Origin of the sequence: Sporomusa aerivorans (genome assembly GCF_041428895.1) — a bacterium.
In the GTDB taxonomy this organism is placed as follows: domain Bacteria; phylum Bacillota; class Negativicutes; order Sporomusales; family Sporomusaceae; genus Sporomusa; species Sporomusa aerivorans.
The window spans coordinates 2,417,280-2,442,851 of sequence record NZ_CP156926.1 but is presented as its reverse complement, the minus strand read 5'-3'; the positions used below and the strand labels follow the sequence as shown (position 1 = coordinate 2,442,851).

Genomic DNA, 25,572 nt, shown 5'->3' with positions numbered 1-25,572 from the left:
TTCCCTCCGTTTTAAAAGTACTCTTAAAAGAATAAAAGGATTAGGCCGGGAATTACCCGGCCGCTTCACTACTAAGCCAGCTTGACCAGTCGGTACAGAGGATCGTCCGGGTGGTTTTCGCTATCATCCAGGCAAGTAAAATCAATACCGAAGGTGGCAAAATCATCAGAGATCATGCCAATTTCACCATTCGGTGTAATAGAGACATGCCAAAATTCCCCGTTATACGTCGGTCCGTGAGACGGATCGCCTAGGAATAACAGCATGCCCTCCACACTGCTGACAGTTGCCCCGGACACTTTCGGGAACGTGGCGGCAGGGACGCTGTAGCTGATTTTTACCTGCGCTCCGTCTTCAATAGATGATGTAGTCGGGAAAGTGATCAAGCCACCCCGAGCCTCAATGGTAGGCACCTTATAATCTTTTCCAAGGGTATAAGCGCCTGAAGCCGGAGTAACTGCAATCGAATAAATGTCGTTAACGGCAAAACTTTTACCAGTCGCAACAGTCAAGGTAGCCGTTACACCTTCGGCCAGCTCCTGAGCCTCCCCGGTAGCCTCAATTTCTTCACTATACACGCCGGTTAGCGATTTACGCCACTTAAACTTACAACCCGAAATATCCCCGGCGGTAGTGTTGGCGGCGGTAATGGCAACGTAGTAAGTGCCTGTCGTTGTGCCGGTATAAGTACCGCCGGACGTTACCGTACCTGTGCCAGTGACTGCGTAAGAGGCAGCCTCGCCGATTACTGGGCCGGTGGCTTCCAATGGCTCCACGACAACATCTTTCACCTTGTAATACGGAAGCTGGATAGCCTGCCCCAGTTTAACCGTATACACTTCGTCCGTTATTTCCTGGGCTTCCTGGGTGATTACACCCTCTTCGCCGTATAAAGCGAGAGCCAAATTTGCCGGGTCAAACTCCGTCATGGTGATGGAGCCTGTGGCGCCAATTTCCTTAACGGCTTCAGCATAAGTGCGGCGGGCTTTATCCAGGGAAGATTTTTTCGTTACTTTCGTAACCTCGGTTTTAAATTTAAAATCATCGGTGCTGCCTATGTTTCTTAGCCCGGTAGAATTACCATCATCGTCAAGACGGTCAAAATAAATAGGGCCTGCGCCCAGCAATAGATTTTTAGGACTCGGCGTACCAAATCGCTGCAAATCGAATACCAGGCTAGTCTTCTGAGTATCCATAATTTTTGCCACCTCTCCATTCAATATTAATAATCATGCGGCAGCCAAAGGTTGGCCGGGTAATTGTCCCTTGCGAGATAATACCCGGGCATTCCAGCTTGACCGCCAGGTTAAGCTCTTCTTTTAGGGCATTGCTCCACTCCCGAAGACTCGCAAAGATGGCCGACTGCGCCTCATACTGCTGCCGGTATACGTCATCCTGCTCAACCTCATCAGAAGCCACCCAGATGTCGATCCATAAAACAAGACTGCCCTGATTCGGCTTGTGTACCGATAGGGCAGCCTCCTGGTCCCACTGAACCTCAATACAAGGAAAGGGTTTCGCACTGCCTTTGCTGCCCGGGTAAATATTCCAGGGCTCGGCAAATTCAGTTCTTTTCCCTAAAAAGTCACTGAAATGCTTAACTATAGGCCACCAATACAGCATGTGTCAGCACCTCTGCATAGAAATCGACATGGGAAATTTAGATTTTTGACTTCCCCGTCCTAATAAGGTCTGCGCATTGATTTCCCCTTCGAGTTCAGCCACTCTGGCCGCGTAAACCCGCCGCTTCAGTTCGAAGGCATCCGCGGCGTTTTCGCCGCCAGTGCCGTTATTCATAGAAGCGTTAAGCGCAGCCTGCATCAAAGCGTATGACATGGCCAGCGTCCGCACCGCGTAAGGCGCGGGATTTGGGATCATGACCGGATCCACCCTGAGCCTGGCGGCGATATCGTCGATATAAGCCGTGCTTTCGTCGACATCTTCAGGTTTAAGTTGGCGCTTTAAAAGTTCGTCCCGCACATCTTCTTTACTAAAATAAGCCATTAGGCACCTCCTACCTGCCGATTGAGCTGAGCGACCAAATCCTCAACAGCCCGGGCAAAAATCTGATTGATTCGCGGCAAAGCGGCTTTCCCAGCTTCATACAGGAATTGGTCCTTCTGGGTACCTGGATGCCATACTTTCGTTGCAAACATAAATTTACCGCCTTGCGTCCACCGGAGAGATTTCTTTGCCTTTCGTTCAATCCAGTGCGGCTTTGTGCCGTCATGTACCCAGGGAGCATAAGAAGCTACGGATTCATCCAGTGAAACCGTAGCTTCCATTTCTGCTTTATTCACTTCATAGTCCACCGACTTTTCCAGCATGGTTGTCCTGCTTCGGAACCGATGCTTCGCCCGGGCAATGGCCTGCACTTCTCGCGCTGATTTGTTTAGGCCAAGCACCATTGCCTCATTAGCCAGTGCTGGTGATCGCTCGGCCGCCGCCAATAAACTTAGATAATCCAGCTCAAACTCAATGTTCATTTTACTATTATGACGCCACCGTCAAAATACGGATGCTATCAATCGTCTCGAAGCTCGGCAGGCAGATCGCGGACACAATGGTCTGGATGTTGACGGGATGCGGTTCGGCATAGGTGGTTACCGCGGTACCGGTATTAACAATCGACACTGTGGCCTGAGAAGCATTGGTCAGTAGATCGGCTTCTTCCGGCGTGGTGCCGAAATAGGTATTGCCCAAGTCGCCTTCCGGAATCAGAGTAAACACATTGTCCGGAAAAAACTGCTGCGAATCGCCCCCCAGTGACAACAGGTATTTTTTCGTATACACCACAACAGTCAGTCCCAGCTTGTCCAAGAAGTACTGCTTGAGTAGGTTGTCCGTCATGATGATGTTCAGGCCGCCGACCGGGTTCATGTCCTTCTTGATTTTTTCATTCTGCAACAGATATCCCCAGGTTTTCCGGCTGCAGACTGCCCGGGTGGGGCGGTTGCCGGTTGCTTCCTCCGCGGCATCCATCTCAGAAAGGATTTGCTCCACCGGATTGGAATTTTCGGTATCGGACCACATATCCGTGCCCGTCAGGGTGGTTTTTTGCGAAGAAGCCATCAAGTAATCGTAATCATAGTCAACGCCTTTTGCGCTTATACCGATCGTGCCGGCAGACAAAAGCTGCATGCGCATGCGTTCCGCGACGACGGTAACGCCGTCAACCAGGTTGGTGGCATCATCGAAAATCTTTTGGATTATGGGTTTCAGGATATCTTTATTTCTTGCCTCCATTGCCATCAAAATCTGCTGGCGGTCTTTTTCACCAATACGCATAGCCTCGCGGAAGAATGGCATTTCGGTTTCAACCCGGGACACGCCAACCCGATCCCTGATAGATGCTTTGGTATCAAATTCAGCCGGAGCCAGCGCAACTGGCAAGCCATTGCTGCCTTTGATCCAGGCAAGGTTTAATCCCAGCTTTTTCCGCGGGGGAAACAGTACCTCGCCAAGGTAGGGAATTTTATTGGAAGCGGTCTCCGTATAGTACACGCCGATTTCATCAGCATTGATCATGTCAAAAATATTCATTCGCGTCATCTCTCCTTAATTCGATTTATTTCAGAAATACAATCCGGCCGGCCAGCGCTGTGGCCGCCTCGGTAGTCGGTGCCGATGGAATTTTACTGGTCTCAATGAAGCCATGGATAATCATGGCACCGCTACGGGCCCCATGCGTAACGTCGACATCATTAAACAAAACACCCTCGGCATCCGCGTCATTTTGGACGGTTACCGAATAGGTTTCCGGGTCCGTCAACGCCTTGCCACCGGATCCGCCAACGATCGTCCCGGCCTTAACAATCTTTTTCCCATCGGAATTGGCTATAACATCGGTATCGCTCACTTTAACCGGAACGGCCACATAGTGATCCGGAAACCGCAGGATATTTTTCGTGCCCAGATAGTCGGTCTGTGTAAATTTCATTGTTTATTACTCTCCTTTACCAAAATAAAATGCCTGCCCTTTTTGCAGAGCAGGGGTTTGCTGTGTGGTGGCTTGCTGGGCAAGCGATTTGCCAAAGGCACCGGCCTCACCGTTCTTGCCAGCAGTGCCACCACCTCCACCGCCGCCGCGGTTTTGATCATTAATCACAAATTCCGGATTGGCATCCAGGTATCCCTTGACGCCGACAGTGACTTCCATTTCTTCGCCATCATCTTTTATGAAAGTCAGGCTGTCATCGTCATTCACCTTGACTTTATCGGCCAGAATCTTTAAGAGCTGATCCGGTTTGATCGCCTTATTCTCAGTAAGAGCCGCCAGTAAAGCCCGGTTCCGCTCGCTGCTTTGCCGCTTGGACCGTTCCTCAGCAGCGGTCTTTTCCGAAATAACCTGAGCCTCTGTAGCTCTCTTCAAATCACGCTGCAGCTTGGCAATGTCCTTCTGCAGTTGGGTGATTTCCGGAGCACCCTTACCGCCAGCCGCTTTCAGGGCTTCCTCTTCTTTGGCCTTGAGTTCGACCAGCGCCGCCTCAACATCCTCCACATCGTCGGCAACACCGGTATGATCATGGAATTTTTCAAGGCGGTCAGTAGTTTTTTTGAGCTTTTCCTCAGCTTCTTTGAGCGTTTTGGTTAACGTCTTAAACTGCGTACCCTTTTGAGCGATTTCGCCGTCCTTGGTAGCAATAATGGCTTTTAGGGCTTCCGCATATTTAGAGCCTTCAGGCAGTTTGGCCAGTGCGGCCAAGAGTTCTTCCAGTGTCACTGTGGTCATCCTCCTTATTTTTGCGCATAGAAAAAGCGCCCTGCGGCGCTAGCGGCTATTGTGGATACTTGCGCATCCGGACCACCTCCTTAACGGCATCAAAAAAGCACCCTTGCCTATTCAAGAGTGCTAAAATTAACCTTTTGCAGTTTTTAATTCGGCCAGAATCCTTTCATATTTTTCAATTCTGGCATAATCCTTAGCCGAAGGGCTCTGAATACGTGACAGATCCATGTTATGTATCATGTCCGCAATTTTGACGGTCAAAGCAATCGGATTTTGCTTTACCCGCTGAATATAATCCCCATACTCAACACCCGGGCGTTTGGTCAGTACGTCGACCGCAACCACAACCGACTCAGGCAAACCATTTTCCCTCAATTCCTCTAGAGTAACCGGCGTATCCTCAATCACATCATGCAGCAACGCTACTGTTTTTTCTTCTTCCGTTTCAACTATTTTAGCTACAGAGATAGGATGCAGAATGTAAGGCTTACCGCCTTTATCTATCTGCCCAGAGTGAGCTATTGTCGCCAACTTTAATGCCACTTGTACTATGGAATCTTTTTCCACACTCAATGCCTATCGCCTCCAATTAAGGCAAACGCCACCCAGTTTATATTTATTGGGTAGCTAATGAAAGCGCCTAAACTCTATGTTTAATTTGCCGGAGTCCTCTTGCCAAATGGCAAAAACATATTGATGATCAAACTTCTCATCTACATTTTTGCGTTCCCATTGGGGCACAAAAACGGCTTCCTCATCGGGATTGATTAACCAACCGCTGAGATCCTCCACATACATATCATTAACAACCTTGTCACGACCTTCGCCACTATCAATGAAAAAGGATTGACCGCGCTCCTTTGCCTTTTGTTGAACAAATTCTATAAACTTATCAGATCCCTTTTGCAATTCGCTCACTGTCATCATTTTTCACCTTCTTTTTTACTGGCGTTGAGATACGATTGATTATAAATCCCATCTTTCAAAATCGTAACAAACTGATTGTCGGGAGAGGTAACTACAATGTCGTTATCTTTTCGGTAAAAGAGAACCTCTCCTCGTGCACCACCAGGTCCTTGTCCGCGAAATGTTCCAACACGTTTTTCTTGATAATCCGTAAAAATAGCGTTAATATACGCTGTCAACCAGGCACGGTCATTTGGATTACCTGCATCTAACCCATAATCCTCGGCATGTTTGCCGATCTTTTTGCCAATTTGTCGTTCATTTATTATAAGTATAACATTTCCATTATTACTTAACAACTCTTTCAGTTTCTTCATGGGCTTCGGATCTTTATGTCCATGCCAATGCCGCAGTCGCTTCTGCCACTTACCATCCAGTGCAAAAGCCTTTGCATTATCAATCCCAAGCATTTCTCTGAGGGCTTTAGCATCCTGAGCCTTAAGCCAAGCAGCGCCTGCATCCGGATTAAACTTACCTGGTTCCGCCTCACCCTTATAAATTACTACCAAATTGCAGGTGCAAAACGGATGCGCCGGGTGCGGTGGCATCTTGCCTTTGGGATAGTTCCCCGCGCCCATACCGTAATGATCCACCTTGGCGTGAAAATCACAGATATCTACCCGGGGATGACGAGTAGACAGCCGCCAGCCAAACCCGATCACAAGAGAATCATCATAGTGCCTGGCGTAAAACATATCCGACCAAGCCCGGGCCGATTCCGTGATCGCGATGCGGTCCGCGTAATACCGTGCCTTTTCCTGTACTGCTACCCAGGCTGCCTTCTCCATAGCCTTTTCGCTCAGTTTTTGCGCTGCGTCCACTAACTGCTGATAAGCCACTTTTAGCGGCTTATCCGGCTGCTCCATCTTCTTTAGTTGTTGCTCTGCCTTGCGTACGACCAGGTTGAACTCGCGGGTGATGCGCGGATCGCCACCGACCGCCGACCGCGCCGCCGCGACCAACCGTTTCAGATATTGCGGCAGCTCAGCGCCATTTATAACCTTCTTGCCGCTGTTGTAGCCGTCATAGAGATCCATGGCCATTTGCCGGACGGTTTTACATTTGCGCATAGCCACCGCAACCGTATCGATGATCGCCTGGCGCATTTCTTTGGACGTACCGTGCAGCCGCTTGGAAAGTTTCATTTTATCCGGCGCCCAGTAATCGCTGAGCAGATGTTCCCGCATAGCAGTTTTCATTTCCATGGATGGGATTTTTATGCCATAGCCCAGTAAAGCCGCCTTACAGATGGTATCAATGAGCTGATTAAAGTATTGGCCGGTGAATTCGGCATTGGCAAGGGCTGTGTCAATCGCTTTTGCTAATGGCAAGCCAGCATTAACCTGACGTATAATTTCCTCAACCAGCTTGTCACCCAATTCGCTGCCTTTGCCCATGTGTTGTCTTAGCAAAGAGAGCAGTTCCTCGCGGTTCATTCAGGGGCACCTTCGAAGCCGACGGCCTGCTGTACTTCTTCGATCTGCTGGTCAATATCTTCCATAACGGCATCAAACCGTTCTTCCGGCAGATCGGCCAAATAGACTTCCACAGCTTTTTTCTTGACCTCTTTCTGAAATAAGCCGCCAATCTGAAGATCCAATGCTTTCGTCACATCGTCAAGTGCCTCGGTCACATCCACGATGCCGAAGTCATCCGGATATACACAGGAGTAGCTGATCGTGGAGTTAGTCCATTTCTCAAACAGAAAAGCCATCTTCATTTCGGCATCCTGACAGTTTTCGGCTAAATCGGCCAGCGCCTGGTTGGTATTTTCAAAATCCCATTCCTTGGCCACGCCGGAATTTTTCTGCTGGACGCCGACAACGCTGGTAAGGCTGGCAATACGGTAGATTTCTTCCACCAGTCGCTTAATTTCATCCTGAAGCAAAATGGCCTGCTCCGCCGGCGGGGCGATATAGGAAGGCGAGGTTCTCGCCAGGCCGTCATACCCTAACGCATTTTCGGTACCAGTGACGATTTTATTCAACTCATCAAATCCGGCATTGTCGGTAACGGGATAACAGAGCGTCGCAAAGGCCTGGTTGCGTAGTAATTCCCGCAGTTCGCTGCATAAATTAAAAATTGCGAGGTTGATCCTCGCAATCGATAACATATCGCCGATTGGCTGCATATCGCCTTCATCCGCATCGGTTCCAAACAGGGGAATGACCGGCACCACTCCCAGCTTGTGCTCCGTTTCTACCGGTTCCCCTTCCGCTTCCCGCTTCCAAGATGTTGTCGTCCAGGTCCAACGCTCCGTGGTATAGGAGACGGCCGCGCCGCTCGCCCGGCGCGCATAAATCTCATAGGTGATGGAAGTTAGTACGCCGGCCTTGTCACACTCATAGGCTTTGACCTGTTTGGGAAACACCAGATAGGCATAAGGAAACGCTCTTTTTTCTATGGCTTCACCTTTGTTCAACGGCTGCTCTGGGACATTATCCACGACAATGAAGCATACGCCGTGCAATTTAGCTTTTTTAAGTGCCCGTTTCATGAAGCGCTGAATTTTGGTGCCTTTGCCGTCAACATCGTTTTGGAACTTCGAAAACATGGCGCTGTCGGTTCCCTGCCCTTCCCAGTTTCGGGCCGCCACTTTCCGGAATACCGGATCGACCAGGGCATTGATGACAGCTTTAACATAGTTGGCGTAATACGATAGTGCCTTGCGTCGACCGTACTTGTCCGGAGTCTCCCGAACGTGCGGGATTAAGTAGTCGCCGTTCAAGAAACCGCCGCCGCCGGTATAGGCGTCATCCAATAAGGTATAATTGCAATTAACTGGAAGAAAGGGAACACTTTTTATTTCTACTCTTTCTTTCTCTCCCAAAATCTCACCTCCCGCTTAGTAAATATCAAGGCGACCGGCAACCATTTTGGCCTTCGGTTCCCACAGAGCCAAAGCCAGACCATCGCCAATATCTGGCGATTTCAGTCCACGCTTTTTCATATCTTCTTTTCTTTCCAGTTCAATTTCACCGTCGGAGTTTACCCGATACTTCCGGTTGGTCAATTGGCTGATTTGTGCGTTGTTGTACCAAAGAGTCAATTGATTCTGACGCAGCATTTCCCGGATTGTACCCCACATAAGGCCGGTGCTGTTGGCGTACCGAACGGGATCCTCCTTAGAGAGCTTGCCGCCGGCGCCGCCAAAATGCCCCTCATATACCTTGACATGGGTCATTCTTTTCTGCTTCACTACTTCCGACACGCGGTCATATGTACCGACGCCCAGGCCGTCGCAGTCGATCCGCACTGACATGGGAATATGACCATATTTACCGGTATACCGGTCCAGCATTTGAATAGTTCGTCCAGCCAATTCCATGGTGTCATTGTGATTGTATATTTCCGGTTGCTGCTGAACCTTTCGATCAAATACGGGGCATAGCACCGACTGATCGTCGCCAAACCGGGCGACATCGACGCCGATGTCAATTCGCCGCGGCACAATGATAAGTGGCACCTTAACACTATTACGCTCCACCCAATCAAGCGGGATGAAGCTGTCCGGCATGGCTTTCGGGAATTGACCGGCTACCCGCACCCGGAACACATCGCTGTCCTCACCGAACATGTCAATAATCATCTTGATATATTTCTGTGTTACCCTGGGCGAGTTACGACCATCGATGTGAAAGGTGCTGTACATTTCCCGCTTGTCATTGTGGCTGTCATAAAACCATCCAGCGAGCTGCGTCGGGTTGCCGCAAGCTAGTAGCCTGGCACCTTCGGTGGAGAGAGCTCCCAGTACCGGTTCAAAAATTTTATCTGTCACCCCTGAGGCCTCATCGATGACATAGAGAACATGATCGGCGTGGAAGCCTTGCAGGGCGTCTGGCTTGGTGGCTGTCCGCGGTACCGCGAACCATTCCTCGCGCTGGGCTTTATGATAGAATCGCTTATCGGTCCACTCAAACAAAAACGAGTCGGCCGCCTGGCGGTTCCATTTATTGAGTTCTGCCCAAAGAATATCATGGAGCTGATGCTGAGTTGGCGCAGTGCAGGGAACCTTCGGAAACGGCCGAGAATACATAAACCATTTAATGATCCAGGCTTCCACTGTTGACTTGCCCACACCGTGCCCGGACCGGACGGATGTAAGTTGCTCTCTGGCACAGCTGTTCAGAATCTCTGCTTGAATATCATCCGGCGTTGCGCCGATAACCTCTTTGACATAATCGACAGGGTTATCGGCGTAGTAACTCATGACATGCGGCTCAAGCAGCAACTCTTCCGCGCTCAGCATCGATTCGCCCACACTTCCTGCAAACGCTGCGCGTGCTTCTTGGCAATATCGCCGCCTTCGCCTTTAGCCTCGCTTTCAATGCTCTGCTTCAAGGCAACCCATCTGGCCTTTTGCTGCTGAACCCGCGTTAGGCCATCCTCAATGCGTAAAATTTCGTCAATGGCCTTGGAGTGCGTCTCCGTAATGCTGGTGATCACCATCTTAGGCACCGGTACCATGACAGTTTTGGTTTGGGCGGTTTTTTCGTCATACATTTCCACGGCCTGTTTTTCTTCCCTGAGTTCGGAAACGATTCTTTTTTCTTTTTCCGTCAGGCCATCCATCAGCCGCTTGATACGCTCCATCATGCGGCGCTCGCGGAAAGTGAAGAAAATTATCTCCTGTTCGGCCTGCACTAATGGATCCGTATTAATCTTGCCGAAAAGAGCCTGTTCCTCTTCCGTCAGGGTGTCAAACCATATCGTCTCAAACTCGCCAGTCTTAAGAGCGTTCTTGCTGCCGAGCGGAGGGCCTCCCTTGTTACCGACCGCGTTTTTGTTACCCTTGGGCGCGCCGTGACCTTTGGCGTTTTTATTGCCGAAGGGTGCGCCACCCTTTTTCGGGTGCACACTTTTTTCATTTTGGGTGAACCCTTTTTCTGTTTCGGGTGCACCCTTTTCTTTTCGGCTCCACCCATGACGCTTTTGCCATGATTTCACAGTGTTCAGCGACACGCCATACTTATCTGCAATTTCCTGGTACTTCATGCCGGCAAGATAGTCCTGCTTGGCTAGTTCATTCTTTTCCGCCATTTACACCTGTCACCACCCCCACGCGATAATAAAAAACTTAAAGCTCATCGCGCTGGAGTTCTATGTCCAGTTCGATGAGCTTCTTCAGGTCGTCTACACTATTCACTTGTATATTGCCCTTTTGAAAATCACTGACCCACTTGGCAATACCAGCCTGTACAATCTTACGGTACTTAACCTTAGATTCTGATATTCCTTCGATAATTGCAGCCTGGTGTTGTAAGAGTAAGCTTTCTTTATCATTCTTCGAACATTTGTTTGTATTTGATATTGCCGACACCCCCATCCATGTTTTACAATGGATTGTGAGATAGTAGCCAGCGGGAATCTGTGGCCACAGTGCAGCCTACTATCTCCTGCCGGGAGTGCCCGGAACAGGCCGGATGTTGATAGCATCCGGCCTTTTTGTTTTAATGTAATCTCTATCGAGTATTAAAGATATGCAAAACACAGATACTTATAGTATACGAAATAAGGAGGTATACTTATGAGTAATCAAGTTATATTATGGTCGATGTTAATCGTCCCTTGGTTAACACTATTTTTTATGCCTAAAGAAAATATCAAATATTTTATGCCTGTCGCGATATTTTCTGCACTTACCAGCATATTGGTTGTAGAGGCAGGAGAAAGTTTAGGTTGGTTTACTTACGGAGAGGAAATTTTTCTACTAAGAACGCATTCTTATATTATTTTTGGATTAAATATTATCACTACAATATGGCTATTACACTTTACTTACGGAAAATTTTGGATATACCTAGCAATAGATATAGTGCTAAATTTTGCATTTATCTATTTAGTCCATGTTTATTTTCTTGGTAATAGAGGACTGTTTCAAGAAGTAGGCATTTCTCCTTTTTTAAACGCGTCAATTACTACTCTTGATGGTGTATTAGTATACGGTTATCAAATGTGGCAAGAAGGAATATTTGTTAGATCTGAAAAAAACAGCTATAGAGCAAACTTACAACCAGCAGCTGCAAAACCACTCCATGAGGATAATCCCAATGAATAACGGGGACTTATTTCAACTTTGTGCTCATTTGCTTTGAAAGCTCTTCCCACCGCTGGACAATCACATCACAATACACCGGATCCAACTCCATCATATAGCATATACGCTCGGTCTGCTCCGTTGCCATCAGAGTACTGCCGGATCCGCCAAAAAAATCGGCCACAACCTCTCCAGGCCGACTACTATTCTGTATAGCCCGGGCGCAAAGACCAATCGGCTTCATGGTCGGATGCTCACCGTTTCGTAGCGGCTTCTCAAATCGCCAGACGGTAGATAGACCATCATCGCCAGCCTGTAACACTTCATACGACGGTACCCGGATTGTTACAGTCTGAATACCAGCCATAAAAGTAAGCAGCACCCCTTCATCGTCCTCTCTGACGCTGATCGGTGCTGCTTCTTCAATTACAGTACCTTGTTTCCGACCACCAAAGAAACGATGTGGAGCGCCTGGCTTCCACCCGTATAAAATAGGTTCATGCTGCCACTGATAATCTTGCCGGCCGAGAACGAATTGATTCTTGGCCCACACCAGGCACTGCTTGAGTAGCCAGCCAGCATCATGGAGAGCGCCACGGAAGTTACTGGCTTTAGAATCGGCGTGGCAAACATAAATGGCGCCTCCAGGCTCAATTGCCACAAACATTGCGGTAAAAGCATCTTTGAGAAACTGATTAAATTGCTCCGCCGGCATATCGTCGTTTTGGATAGTCAATTTATTGGCCGTGGCGCCTTCGTAGGCCACATTATACGGCGGATCCGTGAACACCATGGCCGCCAGGTTGCCATTCATCAGCTTTTCTACATCCGCTATTTTGGTAGCATCCCCACACATCAGGCGGTGCCGGCCAAGCTGCCAGATATCCCCGGGCTTTGTAACCGGCTCGTTAATCTCCGCAGCAGCTGCAGCCGGATCAAAATTGTCTTCACGGATCTCCATGGTGCGGAAATCAGCGAGCAGGTTGTCAATCTGTTTGTCCGAGTAACCGGTAAGGTTGGTATCGAAGTCAGTCGAACCGATCTCAGATAATAAGCTGGCCAGCAATGAATCGTCAATCTGAGATAGCTCAGAAATTCTATTATCCGCAATCAGGTCGGCCCATTCTTCGGCCTCAGTGGTATAGTCTTGGCGGTCCACAGGTACTTGGTTAACGCCAAGCAGTTGCGCCGCCAGCAGCCTGCCATGGCCGCGTACAATAAAACCAGAGCGGTTGCTCACGGTGATCGGAGCACGCCAGCCCTGGTTTTGGATGATTTTGGCCAGTAATTCGATTTGTTTTTGCGGGTGCTGGTTAGGGTTTCGCGGATTGGGCACCAGCGTTGTAATGTCGGCCAGCTCATCATAAGCACAATGAACTGTAATGTTATCAGCTGTATTCAAGCTCTCACCTCATTTCACCAGGTTAACCCGGCTGGATTTATACTTGCCGCCACCATCTTTGTGGCAGTTCGGCCGATCCACTCGCATCAGGTCCCGGTAATCTGGTTCTCGCGGTCGCCGTTTGAAGGTGATGCACCGCCTGTCAACCAAATACGGCTGGGTCTGGCAGAGCAGCTTAGTAGCGTCACAGAACCGGCAGTTGGTTTGGTTGCAGTGGGGCATGCGGCGTCACCTCGCTTTATCGATTTGTTTTTTCCGTTATCTTTGCAGGAGACGGCTGTTTAATGTGGAAATTAATGTAATCACAGCAAGTTAATTTTTAAAACAGGAGCAATGAATATGTCCACAACCAATTCAACTAAAGAAATTATTGTCGCAGGAAAAATCAGTAGTAAATTCTCTTTAGGCTTTCCGTGCCAAGGCCCTAACTCTGAAATTCTACTTGGACAAGGATTAATTCCTGATAAACACGGCAACTGGGTTTTAAAATCAGAAATAATTGAGAGAATGTTAGCCCTTTCCTCTGCAACTGGCATAATATATAAATTAACCTCAAAATATACATTTTTACCAAACAAATAGAAAATCTCTCGAAGTAAAACAAAACAAGAAAAACGCCTCGATGGACGCTGGCATATTTTACAGTAATTTTTACATACATAATATTCATTTGGTGCATCAGGCTGGAATCGAACCAGCACCCTGTCTGGCAGACTACGGTTTTACAGACCGCGCCGACTTAACCATTATTCGGCTCTGACGCATGACAAAAGCCGCCCATTTTCGGGCGGCTACAATTTTTCTATTATAAAATCATTATAGCACCTATTTGGACACATGAAAAGGACACGATTTGGACACCGTAAATGGACATTATCCTACAGCCTCAGCACCGTACAACTTTATAGCAATTTTGCGGATTAAACGGCTTTTATTCCTACGAATCGTTCTTGCATCACAGGAAAAATCTTCAGCAATTTCATCGTCTTTTTTGCTCTCAAAATACTTTTTTGTCAAGAGGGGATAGTACTCATCTTCTTTGACAACTTCCAGCGCATAATTGATTTCGTCAATCTCCGTCTGGTCGCGCTCGATTTTTTTGCGCACAATCAGGATTCGGCCTTCCTGGATTTCATCATCAGTCAACCGACTACCACCAGAAGTGCTGTAAAACACCAAATCCTTAGACCGACCAGGCTTCTCACGCAGCAAATCCTCAATGTCCTTTTTATATTGCTCAATATTGTCAAGAAGCACCGGGTAAGCGTAAAGCCGGCTCTCCGTTTTTCGAAATGCCTCCTTGGCTGCACATTTACCGCGTTCAATTCCGAAGTGTAAGACTTTCTGCAGCGCCTGTTCCACTATTTTTTCAATATCGGTTTCTTTTTTCATTTTTTGTGATTTTGCCGTCAATAGCCTCACCTCGTTATTATTTTGTGGTTAGGGGCGGCGCGAACCGCCCCGTTAAGCCTGCTACTTACTAAAAATCCCTATAAATATCCGACAAATACCGCCACTCACAGCACCAACGAGTAGCATACTGCCTAACCAGTGCCAAAAGTCCTGAAAAATAAATTGAAGTATCTCAAGCATCATCTATTTCCCTCCAGTTTCAAATACTCCAAACAATTTTTGCAAACCCGTAAGACTCTGCCATTAAACTTATTCTTGATAGTGGCCGTTGCCGGATGCTCCTCGCATAGTTGGCATTTAAGGGCGCATCCCTTGTTCGCTGTTTCAGGTGATTCCATGGCTCATGCTCCTCCCCGTCATTTAATCAATGTTAAGTCCTGTAAGATTTCTACGTAATTTACCAAAATATAAACCATGCACACTTAGACATACTAAGCACGGAGGTGATTATTTATGTCGAAGGTAACTAAATGTATGTGCGAAGAATGCCACCACAATAATAACTTCAAATGTACCGCAGATGGCATTGAGGTTAGATCAAGTGGTGACGTTCGAGTACAAACCGCTGATGGTACAGCTTGTAATACGTTTAAAACACAGCAAAGATAATCTCTTCTCATTTGAAGGACGGTTAAGGACCGTCCTTTCATTCATTTTTTTAATCGTTCAGCGTTACCTTCCTCTGGCCCTGAAAAAACTTGCAATGCTTGTCCGTATTACCGCTCAGCCTGCGCCAAGTAGTTAAATCCCGATCGCATGTCATTTCCCTGTACCCGCCGAAGGCAACCACAGCCTCACCTTTGAAACTACACGCTTCGCACTGAGGTGTTTTTCGAAATGTGCCTTTCTTGTTTAAAAATTTGATTCTTGCCATTCCTGTTGTGCTGTTGGCTGTTATGTTATATGACCGTTCAAGAAACGATTTTTCTTTTATGTCCATAAATCGGCTCCCCTTATACCCAAGTCTCCACAATCACCGGATCGTCTTCCGGACTTCGGTCAATTCGCACGAAGCACTCTGGAATCTCTTCCCGAATTTCAGAAAGAGTATCGGCAATCATCACGAAATCAGTCGGCTTATCAAGCTCCCAAAGCCTCGCTACGTACTTCCCTGGGAAGTCTTTAGGGTTATGGTATACAACAATCATCGGGCATTTTGGTGCCTCATCGGCAAAATTGACGAATAAGAAGCTATTGACTATAACGGTATTTTGCATTTTATCCCTCCTGCTTTGTATAAGTCCATCATGGCCCCTATTTAACCCATGGGAAATAAATACCGCGAAATACATAGAGAGTAATAATCTTCGCATATATCTCGCCCAAGGAATCACCAAATACCACTAACCCCTCGGTCATATATCCCAAGTATTTACGAGATTTAGCTGGACAATAGGTCTTTTGCCAATTGTTGCAAGAAGGATATAGGTCATACGCCCCATGCTCGATTCTGACTTTACGGTTTCCGCACCAGAGAACGAACAATGCAAGTGCTTTGATTATGCAGAATATTGCCCAATTAAGTATCTTTTGTGTTTTACAGCGCCTTTTCCATTGCCAACTCATCAATATTACCCTCCTAATCCATCCCCGCACACGCGCTACACAGACCCTCTTCCACCCAATAGCAGCCGCCCGGGCACGCGTGGTTATCGGTGCAGCCGCAGACCCGGCAGCGCTGTATACCTTGATTTGCTTCCGCCTCAATACGGGCGGCGATCGCGTCCCCTAAGGCCTTTTCAGTCTCATTCAGGTAATCAATGGAGCCATCCGGACTAAGCCTATATTTAATACCTGCATCATTCAATGCGTTAAAAAACTGGATAGCAAGGTCATCTTCTTTGGCAACGCCCTGGATCAATTCGTCGATCGAGTCTCGCCATCCGCAATCGTACGGAATGCCGTACTGGGCGAGCCAGGGTTCCATGGTCTCTAAACGTTCTTTTCGGACAAGCTCCATCATGTTTTTCAGGTTCGTATTCTCGGCTTGAAGCGCTGATATGATCTGGCTGCCCAGGAGAATCTGATTCCCCAGATCGATCAGTGTTTTCGGATCCGTGTTGAACTCTCTTTGCATGCCTTGATTCCAGTTTTCAAGCAGTTGCTCAAGATTTTTCATTTCCTTCTCCTTTTGAAACAAAAATAAGCTGACCGTAATCTGATTCATATTTATCTCCTGTTTTCATCAGGTGCGCTCCAACCGCATCAATCGCTTGTTGAGTTATCGCTACTTTTTCCGTAGCGACGCCCTCTCTAGCGTATCCTGCATATATCGTATTTGTTAGCGGACTTACCCATATTTGGAGCTTGTCTAGTTTAGCCATTGCTCTCCCTCCCGTTATTTTCTTTTCCGTTCCCCTATTTTTAGGTAAATATCAGCAATAACAACACCCGCTTTGGTCAGCTCAACGTCATTTGCTATAAGTCCCCGCTTATTCATGACGGCCAGCTCGCGCCGGGAAATGAGCAATAAATTTTCAAGCGTAATGTTCTGATGGTTCCCATCCGCGAAAATCACTACATGCCCCTTAGGTACCGGTCCATGAGCTGCTTCCCAAAGCAGGATGTGCTTACCTTTCCATGTGCGAGGATCGGCGATTTTGATTTCCACATACCCATCAGCATTGGTTCGCTCGCTCCCCACGGGCCTGTAATTCCAAGGTTTATGTCCCTTAGCGAACTGCGTAGGCTCCCAGCCGCCAGTTCCCTTTTTACCTTTATTATGAGGGACGTGCCCTTTCTTGAATTGCGTGGGCTCATAGCCAGTATTGAACCGACAATCCCGCTCATTACGCAAACCGTGGCGGAAGGCCAAAGAAATCATTGCTTTGGCCTTTATTCCCAGACCAAACTGCTGATTAAACATATCAGTCAATTCCGGATAACTCCGCCCCTTTATGTTGGCCGCGATATACGCAATGTGCTCCGCCGAGTATTTTTCGTTCATAGCGCTTTACTCCAGCAACATCGGCGGTATCGTTGTTCCTCTGGCAACTGTTTCAGTCGCAACCTTTGCTTTTAGGACCAAGGTACCGTTCGCTATAATCTGCTGAGCGACGTCCGTCACGGCTCTCGCCCGGTTAATCTCTTCGGCAAGCTTTTCGCCGGACAGTTCCTCATCACCGAGCCTTTCAAGCTGCATAAACAGGTGATTGTTCAAATCGGAAAGCCTATTTTGCATAATCGTATATCCCCTCCCATTATTTGTGTTAATTCCCCAAATTAGTGGGCCACATCTCGTTTCTCACTTTTTTTAAATTTGCCAACAGGAGCTTGAGCTGCGCCTCATGCGGCCTGAGCCAGCGCTCCGCCTCATCCCGGTATTCCTGGGGAGTGCGAAACCCGCAATCCCCAGAAGGATCAATGTGGGGACGTAGCGCATGCGCTTCCGTGCCTTCCACCGGCAGCAGCCTGGCGCCAACACAGCGGAATCCGAGAAGCGCCTCCCAGAGCTTGGGCTCAATTTTGTCGGCCAGGACCAAAAGCGTAACCCAGAGCTCGCTATCGTCATCGATGTCAGGACGCGGATCCAGGTACATCTTGCCGAATCCATTGCGGTACACCGGCTTGCCAAGTTCCCTAAAAACTGCATATTTCACGGATGCTTCGGCCGGCTCGGTTTTTTCTATCGGCTTTGCCGGCACGTTCCCAAAGAGGTTATTTTGAATCGCCAATCCCAAAGAAAACACCTCCAAAAATTCACAGGTGGGCATCGTGGGCACACGGTGGGCACTCTTTCAAGGCAACAATCCAGGTTTCATAGGGCTTCGCAGGCATTATGCCCACCTGCCCACCCTGCCCACCTCTTTTTTCTACACATGCGCGTGCGCACACACGTGCGCGCACGCGCGTATAGGGGGTAAAATCGAGGTGGGCAGGTGGGCATCACTATATTTTCTTATTAAGAATCCAGGATTTATAAGGCTTTGAGCCTGCCCACCTTCTGCCCACGCAGTGCCCACCTTGCCCACCTTTTTACTCATTTTTCTCCTCTTCTTTACATAAAGCATTAAAAACCACCATTCTAACTCGCTGATTTCCCCATATTTTTTTCACAGAAAACGTCTCTTTGCCCCCGCCTTTGTTTTCCCGTTGAATAATTCCCTTCTCAGCAAACTCCTTAAGCGTCCGACTTACTGAGAATCCATTATCCTGTAGCGCGGCTTTCAAGATCGCCGGCACCACCCAGTACTGCTGCTTCACACCATCGTAATACCCGTATTTCTCCTGGTGGCAGTTCTCCTTAAACCGATCCGCATTCGACGCGAGCCACGCAGTAGTGAAATCAAACGCCCGGTCCACGTAATCCGCCTCCTGCGCCGCGCCTAACAATTCTACGCCAGCTACCGCCATGCGAATCATCTCTTCCTGCGCCTGTTCCTCCGGAATCCCCCATACCCATTGCCTCGCCCAGAAGTACGCAACGCTTAGCATGGCAATCGCGCTGATATGAGGCTGTACAATATGCGGCCATTTATCCTGAAGCTGACGGTACACGCTGGTATATTCCTTATGCCAAAATTCCTTGTCTTTCCTCAGTTCCTCCATCACATGCCGCATAAAGAGAACGCCGGCGTGCCCATAGTGCATATCTGTAACTCTGTGCACATTGCTGGCCTCTCGCTCATCCGGCAGCGGAACTCCGTACAGTTCCAGCGCCCGGGTCCTCACCCCGGAATGCGACGCATCCCCGGCCAGCGATTCCTCCCCGGTCGTCAGCACCACCAGATTCCAAAAAGCCTTGGCCTGCAGCCCGCCGCCCTTGTCACCGCGGGTTTTCCCCTGTCCAGCCGATACCGCGTACACCAGCTTGTCCAAAAATTCCTGCTTATCGCCGGCGAGCTGCCGCTCATCAACACCCAGGGGCAGATTGTTCAGAAACTGGCACGTGCGCTCAAGGCCGACCTGTGTTGTATTGAACGATACCATGATCCGCTCCGGATTGCCCCAGACACTCAAAGCCGCTTTCATCGCCGCGGTTTTCCCGCCTTTGGACGCACCCCAGACGTGAATAATAAAATTCCGGTGCCCAATCACACTTAAAAGCGGCGAGGCAAAACTGCCGGCCAACATCAGTTGCGCAATCGGATTTTGAACCACATACTCGAGGCAAGTCCTCCACGTAGAGAAATCACCATTCTTTTCAAAACCATTAACCAAAAAACTCATACCGCGCTTGGCATCCATGTCCAGCGCGATCTCATTGGCGTGACCCGGCAGAAATTGCTCTTTCCCCAACCAGCCTAAATGAGAAACCGACTGCACCGTCGGCAGAAATTCCATATTCGCCGCCTCCATATCGAACAAGTACGACACCATTTCCTTGGCGTTTTTTGATGATACCGGCATACCGGTATTGGCGAGTTCCGCAATCTTTGAATACTGAAACAGCGTGGCTTTTTCCGCTTTGAGAAACTCCCATTTCCCATGGCGCCGCCACGACACCTCCAGCTTTTCCGTGTTGGTGTCAATGTCGATCAGCCGCTTGGTTACAATGACAGGCAAGGGCGAAATCTTTTCCTCAATCCCCTTTTCATCCAGACCAAACACACCATGCTCTGAATAACGCCACTTCTCGGGCTTGATCGGCGCGAACGGCTGGTCCTCTATTACCTTTTCCGCCAGGCATGATACAATCCGGATGTCAATAGGATTGGCCATACCGAATGCGGCCGCCCAGGCGGCTCGGAACGCATCCTCACCCGCTAAATGCAAATCTGACGGATCCTTGTAGCCTTGCAGTGACAAAGAATACACCTTGCCGGTAAAATGACTGTCCAAGAGTCCAATGCAGACTTTTTTCAAAAACGTCTCGCCGCCCTGGTCAGGTTCTTTGAATAAATATACATTTAAATCCTTTAAATATGCTGACCATGTTGACTGAAACGTGTCGGCGCCGGGCGACCCCAGAGCCGGAATATCATACTGCCAGAGCGTATGGCAATCGGACTCTCCTTCCACCAGCACCACAAAACCCTTTTTTCTCGCCTCCTGGAGCCGCCAGAGGCCGTACGGGTGAACCTTGGACCCTTTCATCCAGGAGAAGCGTACCGCGCCTTTAAGCGAATGCCGGTAGCGTGTTGCGACCAGATTCCCCTTTTCGTCCATATAGGGAACCGCCATGCCTTTGACTGCGTTTTTCATGCCGTATTCATAGAGCTTCGCCGCATCCAGTTGTTTGGCCGCCGCATACTCCTCCACGGTAAATGCCGGCTTCTTAGCGCGCGACTTAGACTCAGTTTTAATGCCGGCGAAATCAAGAATCGTCTTATTGGCCTGCTCCTTGGTCATCCCCTTATACTCTTGCAGAAAGGTCCAGCCGTTGCCGTTGGCGCCGCAGGACAGGCATTTATATTGACCTGTTTTAATCTTGATACCAAAACTAGGATTCTTTTCATTATGGAAAGGGCAAAGGCCGTGAAGCTCATCACCCTTTGGTTTAAGCCCCGGTAAGTACTGCGAATAGAATTGTTTCCAATCAACAAGCTGGTCTATGTTCTCTTGCACATTTAGTCTCCCCCTCTCCCGGGTAAAAGAGGGCGGCGCTGGCCGCCCCGTTGATCACTTAGGTACTTTATGGCTGTTTATTCAGTCTGCGCGGCCTTCTTTACTCATTTATTTTCTGTTCAAAGCCAACTAAACGCACACTGATAATAGCGTTTTCCATTTCTTCCATTCGGTAAAATTCAATATAATCGGCTTGTCCGCGCTCCATATTAACCATCTGGACACGGATGCAACCAGGCTCCATCCCATCCTCTTCTTTATAGGCTTCATCCGTGAATTTTTCCCAAAGGCTTTCAGCCATTTCTTTGATATAGTCAAATGCTGATATATTCCGGCTAGGCGGGGATTCATACAGGATAATCGTCCGGAATTCATCAGCCTGTAAAATGACCTCAAAGGTATATTTTTCCGTGGTATTGCAGCCGCCTTCACAATATTCGGTAACTGTCGGCAGTTCCTGAAAGCCTTCCCGCTTAGCAAAGCAAGTAGTATCCGTAGCCCCGAAAAGTCCTATATCGTCCCTATGTAACGATACGCCGTAGATATGCTTTTCTGCTTTACATGCCTGGCATTCTGTCGGAATAGGCCGGTTATCTTTTCTCAAATTCTCCGGGTGATATTCACGGCCTAAAAGAATCCCCACTAAATGCTGATCATTCTTGATTACGTCAAAAGTTTTACCACACTCGGCAATAAATTTAGCCATCACTCATCCTCCTGTGGATAACTTGTCGTTTCTTTTTGCGGCCGGTCAGCACCCTCGACGGCCTTCTTCTCCGCATCCAATATTTGGTTAACTTCTTCAATATCAGCAATAACGATAAAAGCTTGCGCTCCTTGCGGCTGTATCGGGCGCAACAGCTTTTCGGCATCATCATCGCCAATGGAAACCTTGATATATGCTGGCCTGCTCTTGCCGTTTGCTCTTGCAATTTGCATCATGTTGTTATTGGCATTATATAGTCTGACGCCTTCCGTTTGGGTCAGCTTATTGACTAAATCCCATACCTTCATATCAAGCCTCCGTACCAGTATCATGAATAACTTCAATATCAATAATATCGGCATCTACAATGTTCGGTTCCCGCTCAACATCTGCATCGGTCTCCGGCGGTGGCAATTCCTGCACCGGCTTCGAAGAAATCACCCGCAGCTCCGGCCGGCCGCCGATCGCCAAAGTCTCCCCGCCTGGCAGAGCAGCCAAATGCTCTTCCGGATCCGCGTCCTCAGGTTCCAGCTCCAATTCCGTCTGATTCAATAGGCCTTCCATTTTTCTGAGCGCCGGCGACCAGAGCCCATGGCGACGAATGATGGCGTGGAAGTCCTCCACATCGTGCCCCTGGATGTACCAAACCTTATTGCCGGCATCATCGGTACCGGCCGAGCAGTGCTGCAGCTCGTGATCTAAAAGTGCGCGCTTATCTTCCGCCTTCAATTGCTCCCATACATCTCGGTGAATGGTAACAATAAAGTCATGACCGGTTAAGAAGTTGACTTCCTTACCAACCTTCTTGGCTTGGCCCCACGTGTCGCGCTTTTTAACCTCCCAGTTGCCGGTCCGGAATAAGTACTTTATATTTGCCTCAACCAAATGGCCGTGATACTCCTCAATAATGTCACGCGCCAAGGCTTCGAGATCCTCGGACGCATCGTAAAATTCAGCTGCCATATACTTCACTCTCCCGCATATTTATACAATCTATTTTTAACTGAACGCATCGCCGCCGGTTATAAAAACGACTCTTGGCGGTGTAATTCTTTTTTCGGTCACCGCGGTTCCATTCATAGGATATTTTGATGATTCCGCGCTCTTCCAGGCCCCTTAATACAGTTATGCGATCTAGCTTCAGCCGCTCGCAGATCCTCCGCTCCTCACAAGGCGGCAGGTACAAGTAGTTCTCCCGCTGCGGGTAACGAATAAGGCTGTTTCGGATCTCCTGGAGGAATAAATCTACAGCTTGATTTTGATCCTCCTTAGGTGTTTCTGAAGTCTCCAACACGGCCAGAATCGCGCTGTAATCGGCACCTGATTCCTCGGCCGCCTCTAGGACGGCCAGGCGGCGTAGTTCTATTTGCTTGTCCCTGGGAAGACCTTTAGATAATTTAGCAGCCGTGTCAAGGTGGCGCTTTAGGATGGCGTTAGGATTGTTATGGATACTGTAATGGCCGGTTTTACGAATACTTGGAAGAACTTCTAATGCAATCCAATCAGTAAACCTTTCTGCCTCTGGTTTTCGGCTTGTAAATACAAGCTTATAGATGCCTGCTTCTGAAATAACCCCAACCTCTTGCTTACCTCCAAGGGTGTCGGTAATAGCGACACCCTTCATAGAATCAGATAATCTGCTAAGTGCGTCACTATGATTTTTAATCCCCAGTACATCACAAATATCTTTAGCTACCCACCACGGCTCACCCTTACGAATAACCGTCCTCACCATCTGCCCTTGATATTCAAAAATCTGTTTCAGATGGTTCATACCGCCTCATCCTCGCGTATATACAGCTCATGTGTTCCGTCCCGCAACGATTGCTCTTCCTTTGATGCCTCATAACCAAGCTTTTCAAGAAAGTCATACACTGTATTGAGTTCTTTATTGTCTTCATGCCGATTATCCCAGCCATAATAGGTTGCATGTGCCGAATCAAGCATTAAATAAGCAGTAACCAGTAAATGACGCTCCGGCTGAGCGGCAACGATCTCCTTAACTTTATTAAAGTTTTGTTCTTCGTCATCTTCGTCATCTTCGTCAATTTCAATATCGAGGAAATCGACTAGTTCCTCATAGTCAGTCCCACTGCCGTTATACAATATTTCCAATAGCAAATATTCAAGTATGGTACTCATATTTTTTTTGGCAGTAGTATTAGGCACGGTTTTAATAAACTCACATCTGAGCTTATATGCCCGTTTCGATATTTCATTCAGAGCGGCACGCTGTTCGTCTCGCTCTCTTTGTTGTGTAAGCCATGCCGGATCAGCTGCAGTTGATTTGTTAGCTTCACTCTTTTTGTACAGGTATACATAGCCCGAACTATTGATATAGTAAAAATATTCGACAGTATTAACATCTACAGGCGCGACAATTGCCTGTTGCAGCGCTGTAGAATAGGACGCAACATATTGTAGTCCATTGCTACTTTCGACCTGTGCTGCAAATTTCTCTAATTCTTTTATAATCAGAGCTTTATTGATATTGTTTTTTTCCGTATCAATAGCACGCTGCAATGCCCATTTGAAATCAGGTGTTCCAATCTTTTCAAGAACACTATTCTTGGTTTTAATATCCTTGATTTTATCCAACTCCGCATACTCTTGCAGCGTGGCACCACGTTCCACAGACTTCTTAAATTTATCCTTGTCGAGATCCAACAGCTTAACACGACGCCGTACGGTGGTTTCCGAAAGACCAGTCTGCGTTGAGATGTCCTCAACGGTGTCGCCAAAATTCAGCATCATCTGAAATCCCTGTGCCTGCTCCCATATGGTCAGGTCATTGCGCTGCATGTTTTCGAGCAGCATGGTGGATAGCTGCTTGTGGAAATTCATGTTAGAAATTGCACAAGGTACTTCTGTCAGCCCGGCCAGTTTTGCGGCTGCAAGGCGACGATGCCCGATAACGACACGATATAACCCGTCAATCGGCTGTCCTGTTACTTCACCAAGATAAGGAACAACGGTCAAATTTTGCAATATGCCATTAACCTTGATACTTTCCGCAAGTTCGCTTAAATCCCCTAAGTCCTTTCGCGGATTATCCGGATGCGGAGATATTTTATCAGTTCTGATATTCGTAATCATGGCTTCTCCTTTCTTTTTGCATCTTCAGTTGAAATAAACCGTAACCTTCCGGCTCTGCAACCGTATTCGCATTGTTCTACATCCAAATGCAGCATCACGGCAGTAATCGCCATTTCTGTCACATTTACTTTATTAGTTGCAACTGTGCCGTCTTTATCAACAAAGCCAGCGTATATTTCATGTGATAACGGGCTGACCCAAATTTTAAGTTCCTCTAAATTTTTCACTGCCTTCCCACCCAGGCCTGCAGCTCTTCTTCCCACTCTGCCCGGAAGCGCGCCGGCAGCGGTACTTGTTTGGATTCCAGATATACCTTCGCACTGGCGCAGGAAATAATTTTGCCTTCAGAATTCTTTCCATTCTGCCGGCAGCGAATGCCGGCGCCAGAACTGCGTATGACAAGGATCGTTCCGACTTGATTAAACAGTACTTCAATTGTTTCACCGGTTCTATATCGTTTGCCGACTTCCGCCGACATCGTGACTTTCCCAGTCTTGGTAACCGTAATATAAGCCGCATTCCTTGTAGTCATCGCATTGCTTGCGTTAAACACGACGAATGAAGATAAATCCAGTTTCGTGACAACCGGCGCCACCGGTACTGGTCTTGTGCTCTTTTGGCTTGCCATAAGCCTCCCTCCTTTTCGATACAAGTTATACCCTTCTATTGTGTCGGGGTCTGGAATCAGGTCAATAAAGCGAGTCTGGCTCTCTCCC

The 25,572-nt window shown here is 48.1% G+C and carries 34 protein-coding genes and 1 tRNA gene; 4 read left to right on the top strand and 31 right to left on the bottom strand.

Annotated features, from left to right (window positions below):
• Nucleotides 1-71: 71 nt before the first annotated feature.
• The 13 genes from SATMO3_RS11385 to terS form a co-directional block, all read right to left on the bottom strand.
• Nucleotides 72-1,196, bottom strand: coding sequence for a hypothetical protein (locus SATMO3_RS11385; protein ID WP_371380903.1), 1,125 nt, complete (start codon nt 1,194-1,196; stop codon nt 72-74).
• Nucleotides 1,177-1,623 carry a hypothetical protein gene (locus SATMO3_RS11380; protein WP_371380902.1) on the bottom strand — a complete coding sequence of 149 codons (447 nt, stop codon included), beginning with the start codon at nt 1,621-1,623 and terminating at the stop codon, nt 1,177-1,179. The genes SATMO3_RS11385 and SATMO3_RS11380 overlap by 20 nt, the downstream gene beginning before the upstream one ends.
• Before the next feature lie 3 nt (nt 1,624-1,626).
• Nucleotides 1,627-2,004, bottom strand: coding sequence for a hypothetical protein (locus SATMO3_RS11375; protein ID WP_371380901.1), 378 nt, complete (start codon nt 2,002-2,004; stop codon nt 1,627-1,629).
• A complete protein-coding gene (locus SATMO3_RS11370; RefSeq protein ID WP_371380900.1) occupies nt 2,004-2,486 on the bottom strand; it encodes a hypothetical protein in 483 nt (160 codons plus the stop codon). The genes SATMO3_RS11375 and SATMO3_RS11370 overlap by 1 nt, the downstream gene beginning before the upstream one ends.
• Before the next feature lie 7 nt (nt 2,487-2,493).
• On the bottom strand, nt 2,494-3,543 hold the full coding sequence (locus SATMO3_RS11365; RefSeq protein ID WP_371380899.1) for a major capsid protein: 1,050 nt from the start codon (nt 3,541-3,543) through the stop codon (nt 2,494-2,496).
• Between the two features lie 25 nt (nt 3,544-3,568).
• Entirely contained in the window at nt 3,569-3,940 is a 372-nt protein-coding gene (locus tag SATMO3_RS11360; protein WP_371380898.1) for a hypothetical protein, read from the bottom strand.
• A 6-nt stretch (nt 3,941-3,946) separates the two neighbouring features.
• A complete protein-coding gene (locus SATMO3_RS11355; RefSeq protein ID WP_371380897.1) occupies nt 3,947-4,723 on the bottom strand; it encodes a hypothetical protein in 777 nt (258 codons plus the stop codon).
• Nucleotides 4,724-4,858: 135 nt separating this feature from the next.
• Nucleotides 4,859-5,296, bottom strand: coding sequence for an HD domain-containing protein (locus tag SATMO3_RS11350; protein ID WP_371381704.1), 438 nt, complete (start codon nt 5,294-5,296; stop codon nt 4,859-4,861).
• 60 nt (nt 5,297-5,356) lie between these two features.
• Nucleotides 5,357-5,656, bottom strand: coding sequence for a hypothetical protein (locus SATMO3_RS11345; protein ID WP_371374403.1), 300 nt, complete (start codon nt 5,654-5,656; stop codon nt 5,357-5,359).
• The gene (locus SATMO3_RS11340; RefSeq protein WP_371380896.1) at nt 5,653-7,131 is read right to left on the bottom strand and encodes a hypothetical protein; all 1,479 of its coding nucleotides are present in this window, start codon (nt 7,129-7,131) and stop codon (nt 5,653-5,655) included. The genes SATMO3_RS11345 and SATMO3_RS11340 overlap by 4 nt, the downstream gene beginning before the upstream one ends.
• Nucleotides 7,128-8,525, bottom strand: a complete 1,398-nt coding sequence (locus tag SATMO3_RS11335; protein ID WP_371380895.1) for a hypothetical protein — start codon at nt 8,523-8,525, stop codon at nt 7,128-7,130. The genes SATMO3_RS11340 and SATMO3_RS11335 overlap by 4 nt, the downstream gene beginning before the upstream one ends.
• 15 nt (nt 8,526-8,540) lie before the next feature.
• A complete protein-coding gene (locus tag SATMO3_RS11330; protein WP_371380894.1) occupies nt 8,541-9,956 on the bottom strand; it encodes a terminase in 1,416 nt (471 codons plus the stop codon).
• Entirely contained in the window at nt 9,938-10,735 is a 798-nt protein-coding gene (gene terS, locus SATMO3_RS11325; protein ID WP_371380893.1) for a phage terminase small subunit, read from the bottom strand. Before terS ends, SATMO3_RS11330 begins: the two co-directional genes overlap by 19 nt.
• A gap of 487 nt (nt 10,736-11,222) precedes the next feature.
• Here terS and SATMO3_RS11320 point away from each other — a divergent pair, with 487 nt between their 5' ends.
• On the top strand, nt 11,223-11,753 hold the full coding sequence (locus SATMO3_RS11320) for a hypothetical protein (protein ID WP_371380892.1): 531 nt from the start codon (nt 11,223-11,225) through the stop codon (nt 11,751-11,753).
• Between the two features lie 7 nt (nt 11,754-11,760).
• Here the strand turns inward: SATMO3_RS11320 and SATMO3_RS11315 are convergent, their stop codons facing one another.
• Nucleotides 11,761-13,134, bottom strand: coding sequence for a site-specific DNA-methyltransferase (locus tag SATMO3_RS11315; protein WP_371380891.1), 1,374 nt, complete (start codon nt 13,132-13,134; stop codon nt 11,761-11,763).
• Here SATMO3_RS11315 and SATMO3_RS11310 point away from each other — a divergent pair.
• Both SATMO3_RS11310 and SATMO3_RS11305 read left to right on the top strand, forming a co-directional pair.
• The gene (locus tag SATMO3_RS11310; protein ID WP_371380890.1) at nt 13,105-13,419 is read left to right on the top strand and encodes a hypothetical protein; all 315 of its coding nucleotides are present in this window, start codon (nt 13,105-13,107) and stop codon (nt 13,417-13,419) included. The genes SATMO3_RS11315 and SATMO3_RS11310 overlap by 30 nt on opposite strands.
• Before the next feature lie 54 nt (nt 13,420-13,473).
• Nucleotides 13,474-13,716 carry a hypothetical protein gene (locus SATMO3_RS11305; RefSeq protein ID WP_371380889.1) on the top strand — a complete coding sequence of 81 codons (243 nt, stop codon included), beginning with the start codon at nt 13,474-13,476 and terminating at the stop codon, nt 13,714-13,716.
• Nucleotides 13,717-13,805: 89 nt separating this feature from the next.
• Here SATMO3_RS11305 and SATMO3_RS11300 read toward each other — a convergent pair.
• Nucleotides 13,806-13,897, bottom strand: a tRNA-Tyr gene (locus SATMO3_RS11300).
• A 110-nt stretch (nt 13,898-14,007) separates the two neighbouring features.
• Complete coding sequence (locus SATMO3_RS11295; RefSeq protein ID WP_371380888.1) at nt 14,008-14,547, bottom strand: hypothetical protein; 540 nt, start codon at nt 14,545-14,547, stop codon at nt 14,008-14,010.
• A gap of 453 nt (nt 14,548-15,000) precedes the next feature.
• Here SATMO3_RS11295 and SATMO3_RS11290 point away from each other — a divergent pair, with 453 nt between their 5' ends.
• Nucleotides 15,001-15,156, top strand: coding sequence for a DUF1540 domain-containing protein (locus SATMO3_RS11290; RefSeq protein WP_371380887.1), 156 nt, complete (start codon nt 15,001-15,003; stop codon nt 15,154-15,156).
• Between the two features lie 49 nt (nt 15,157-15,205).
• Here SATMO3_RS11290 and SATMO3_RS11285 read toward each other — a convergent pair whose 3' ends face one another.
• From SATMO3_RS11285 to SATMO3_RS11215, 15 genes are all read right to left on the bottom strand, one after another.
• Complete coding sequence (locus SATMO3_RS11285; RefSeq protein WP_371380886.1) at nt 15,206-15,487, bottom strand: hypothetical protein; 282 nt, start codon at nt 15,485-15,487, stop codon at nt 15,206-15,208.
• A gap of 13 nt (nt 15,488-15,500) precedes the next feature.
• Nucleotides 15,501-15,764 carry a hypothetical protein gene (locus SATMO3_RS11280; RefSeq protein WP_371380885.1) on the bottom strand — a complete coding sequence of 88 codons (264 nt, stop codon included), beginning with the start codon at nt 15,762-15,764 and terminating at the stop codon, nt 15,501-15,503.
• Nucleotides 15,765-16,126: 362 nt separating this feature from the next.
• Complete coding sequence (locus SATMO3_RS11275) at nt 16,127-16,714, bottom strand: hypothetical protein (protein WP_371380884.1); 588 nt, start codon at nt 16,712-16,714, stop codon at nt 16,127-16,129.
• Entirely contained in the window at nt 16,653-16,871 is a 219-nt protein-coding gene (locus SATMO3_RS11270; RefSeq protein WP_371380883.1) for a hypothetical protein, read from the bottom strand. The genes SATMO3_RS11275 and SATMO3_RS11270 overlap by 62 nt, the downstream gene beginning before the upstream one ends.
• 14 nt (nt 16,872-16,885) lie before the next feature.
• Nucleotides 16,886-17,494: an HNH endonuclease signature motif containing protein gene (locus SATMO3_RS11265; RefSeq protein WP_371380882.1), complete on the bottom strand. Its 609-nt coding sequence runs from the start codon at nt 17,492-17,494 to the stop codon at nt 16,886-16,888.
• Between the two features lie 6 nt (nt 17,495-17,500).
• Entirely contained in the window at nt 17,501-17,728 is a 228-nt protein-coding gene (locus tag SATMO3_RS11260) for a hypothetical protein (RefSeq protein ID WP_371380881.1), read from the bottom strand.
• A 28-nt stretch (nt 17,729-17,756) separates the two neighbouring features.
• Nucleotides 17,757-18,269, bottom strand: coding sequence for a hypothetical protein (locus tag SATMO3_RS11255; RefSeq protein WP_371380880.1), 513 nt, complete (start codon nt 18,267-18,269; stop codon nt 17,757-17,759).
• A 253-nt stretch (nt 18,270-18,522) separates the two neighbouring features.
• Entirely contained in the window at nt 18,523-21,054 is a 2,532-nt protein-coding gene (locus tag SATMO3_RS11250; protein WP_371380879.1) for a DUF927 domain-containing protein, read from the bottom strand.
• A 100-nt stretch (nt 21,055-21,154) separates the two neighbouring features.
• Nucleotides 21,155-21,760 (bottom strand): hypothetical protein, encoded by a 606-nt coding sequence (locus tag SATMO3_RS11245; RefSeq protein ID WP_371380878.1) that lies wholly within the window; start codon nt 21,758-21,760, stop codon nt 21,155-21,157.
• The gene (locus tag SATMO3_RS11240; protein ID WP_371380877.1) at nt 21,760-22,068 is read right to left on the bottom strand and encodes a hypothetical protein; all 309 of its coding nucleotides are present in this window, start codon (nt 22,066-22,068) and stop codon (nt 21,760-21,762) included. Before SATMO3_RS11240 ends, SATMO3_RS11245 begins: the two co-directional genes overlap by 1 nt.
• A 1-nt stretch (nt 22,069) precedes the next feature.
• Nucleotides 22,070-22,723 (bottom strand): putative metallopeptidase, encoded by a 654-nt coding sequence (locus SATMO3_RS11235; protein WP_371380876.1) that lies wholly within the window; start codon nt 22,721-22,723, stop codon nt 22,070-22,072.
• Complete coding sequence (locus SATMO3_RS11230; protein WP_371380875.1) at nt 22,713-23,534, bottom strand: Bro-N domain-containing protein; 822 nt, start codon at nt 23,532-23,534, stop codon at nt 22,713-22,715. Before SATMO3_RS11230 ends, SATMO3_RS11235 begins: the two co-directional genes overlap by 11 nt.
• Entirely contained in the window at nt 23,531-24,856 is a 1,326-nt protein-coding gene (locus SATMO3_RS11225) for a ParB/RepB/Spo0J family partition protein (RefSeq protein WP_371380874.1), read from the bottom strand. Before SATMO3_RS11225 ends, SATMO3_RS11230 begins: the two co-directional genes overlap by 4 nt.
• On the bottom strand, nt 24,853-25,083 hold the full coding sequence (locus tag SATMO3_RS11220; RefSeq protein WP_371380873.1) for a hypothetical protein: 231 nt from the start codon (nt 25,081-25,083) through the stop codon (nt 24,853-24,855). Before SATMO3_RS11220 ends, SATMO3_RS11225 begins: the two co-directional genes overlap by 4 nt.
• Complete coding sequence (locus SATMO3_RS11215; protein WP_371381835.1) at nt 25,080-25,484, bottom strand: hypothetical protein; 405 nt, start codon at nt 25,482-25,484, stop codon at nt 25,080-25,082. The genes SATMO3_RS11220 and SATMO3_RS11215 overlap by 4 nt, the downstream gene beginning before the upstream one ends.
• Between the last annotated feature and the right edge of the window lie 88 nt (nt 25,485-25,572).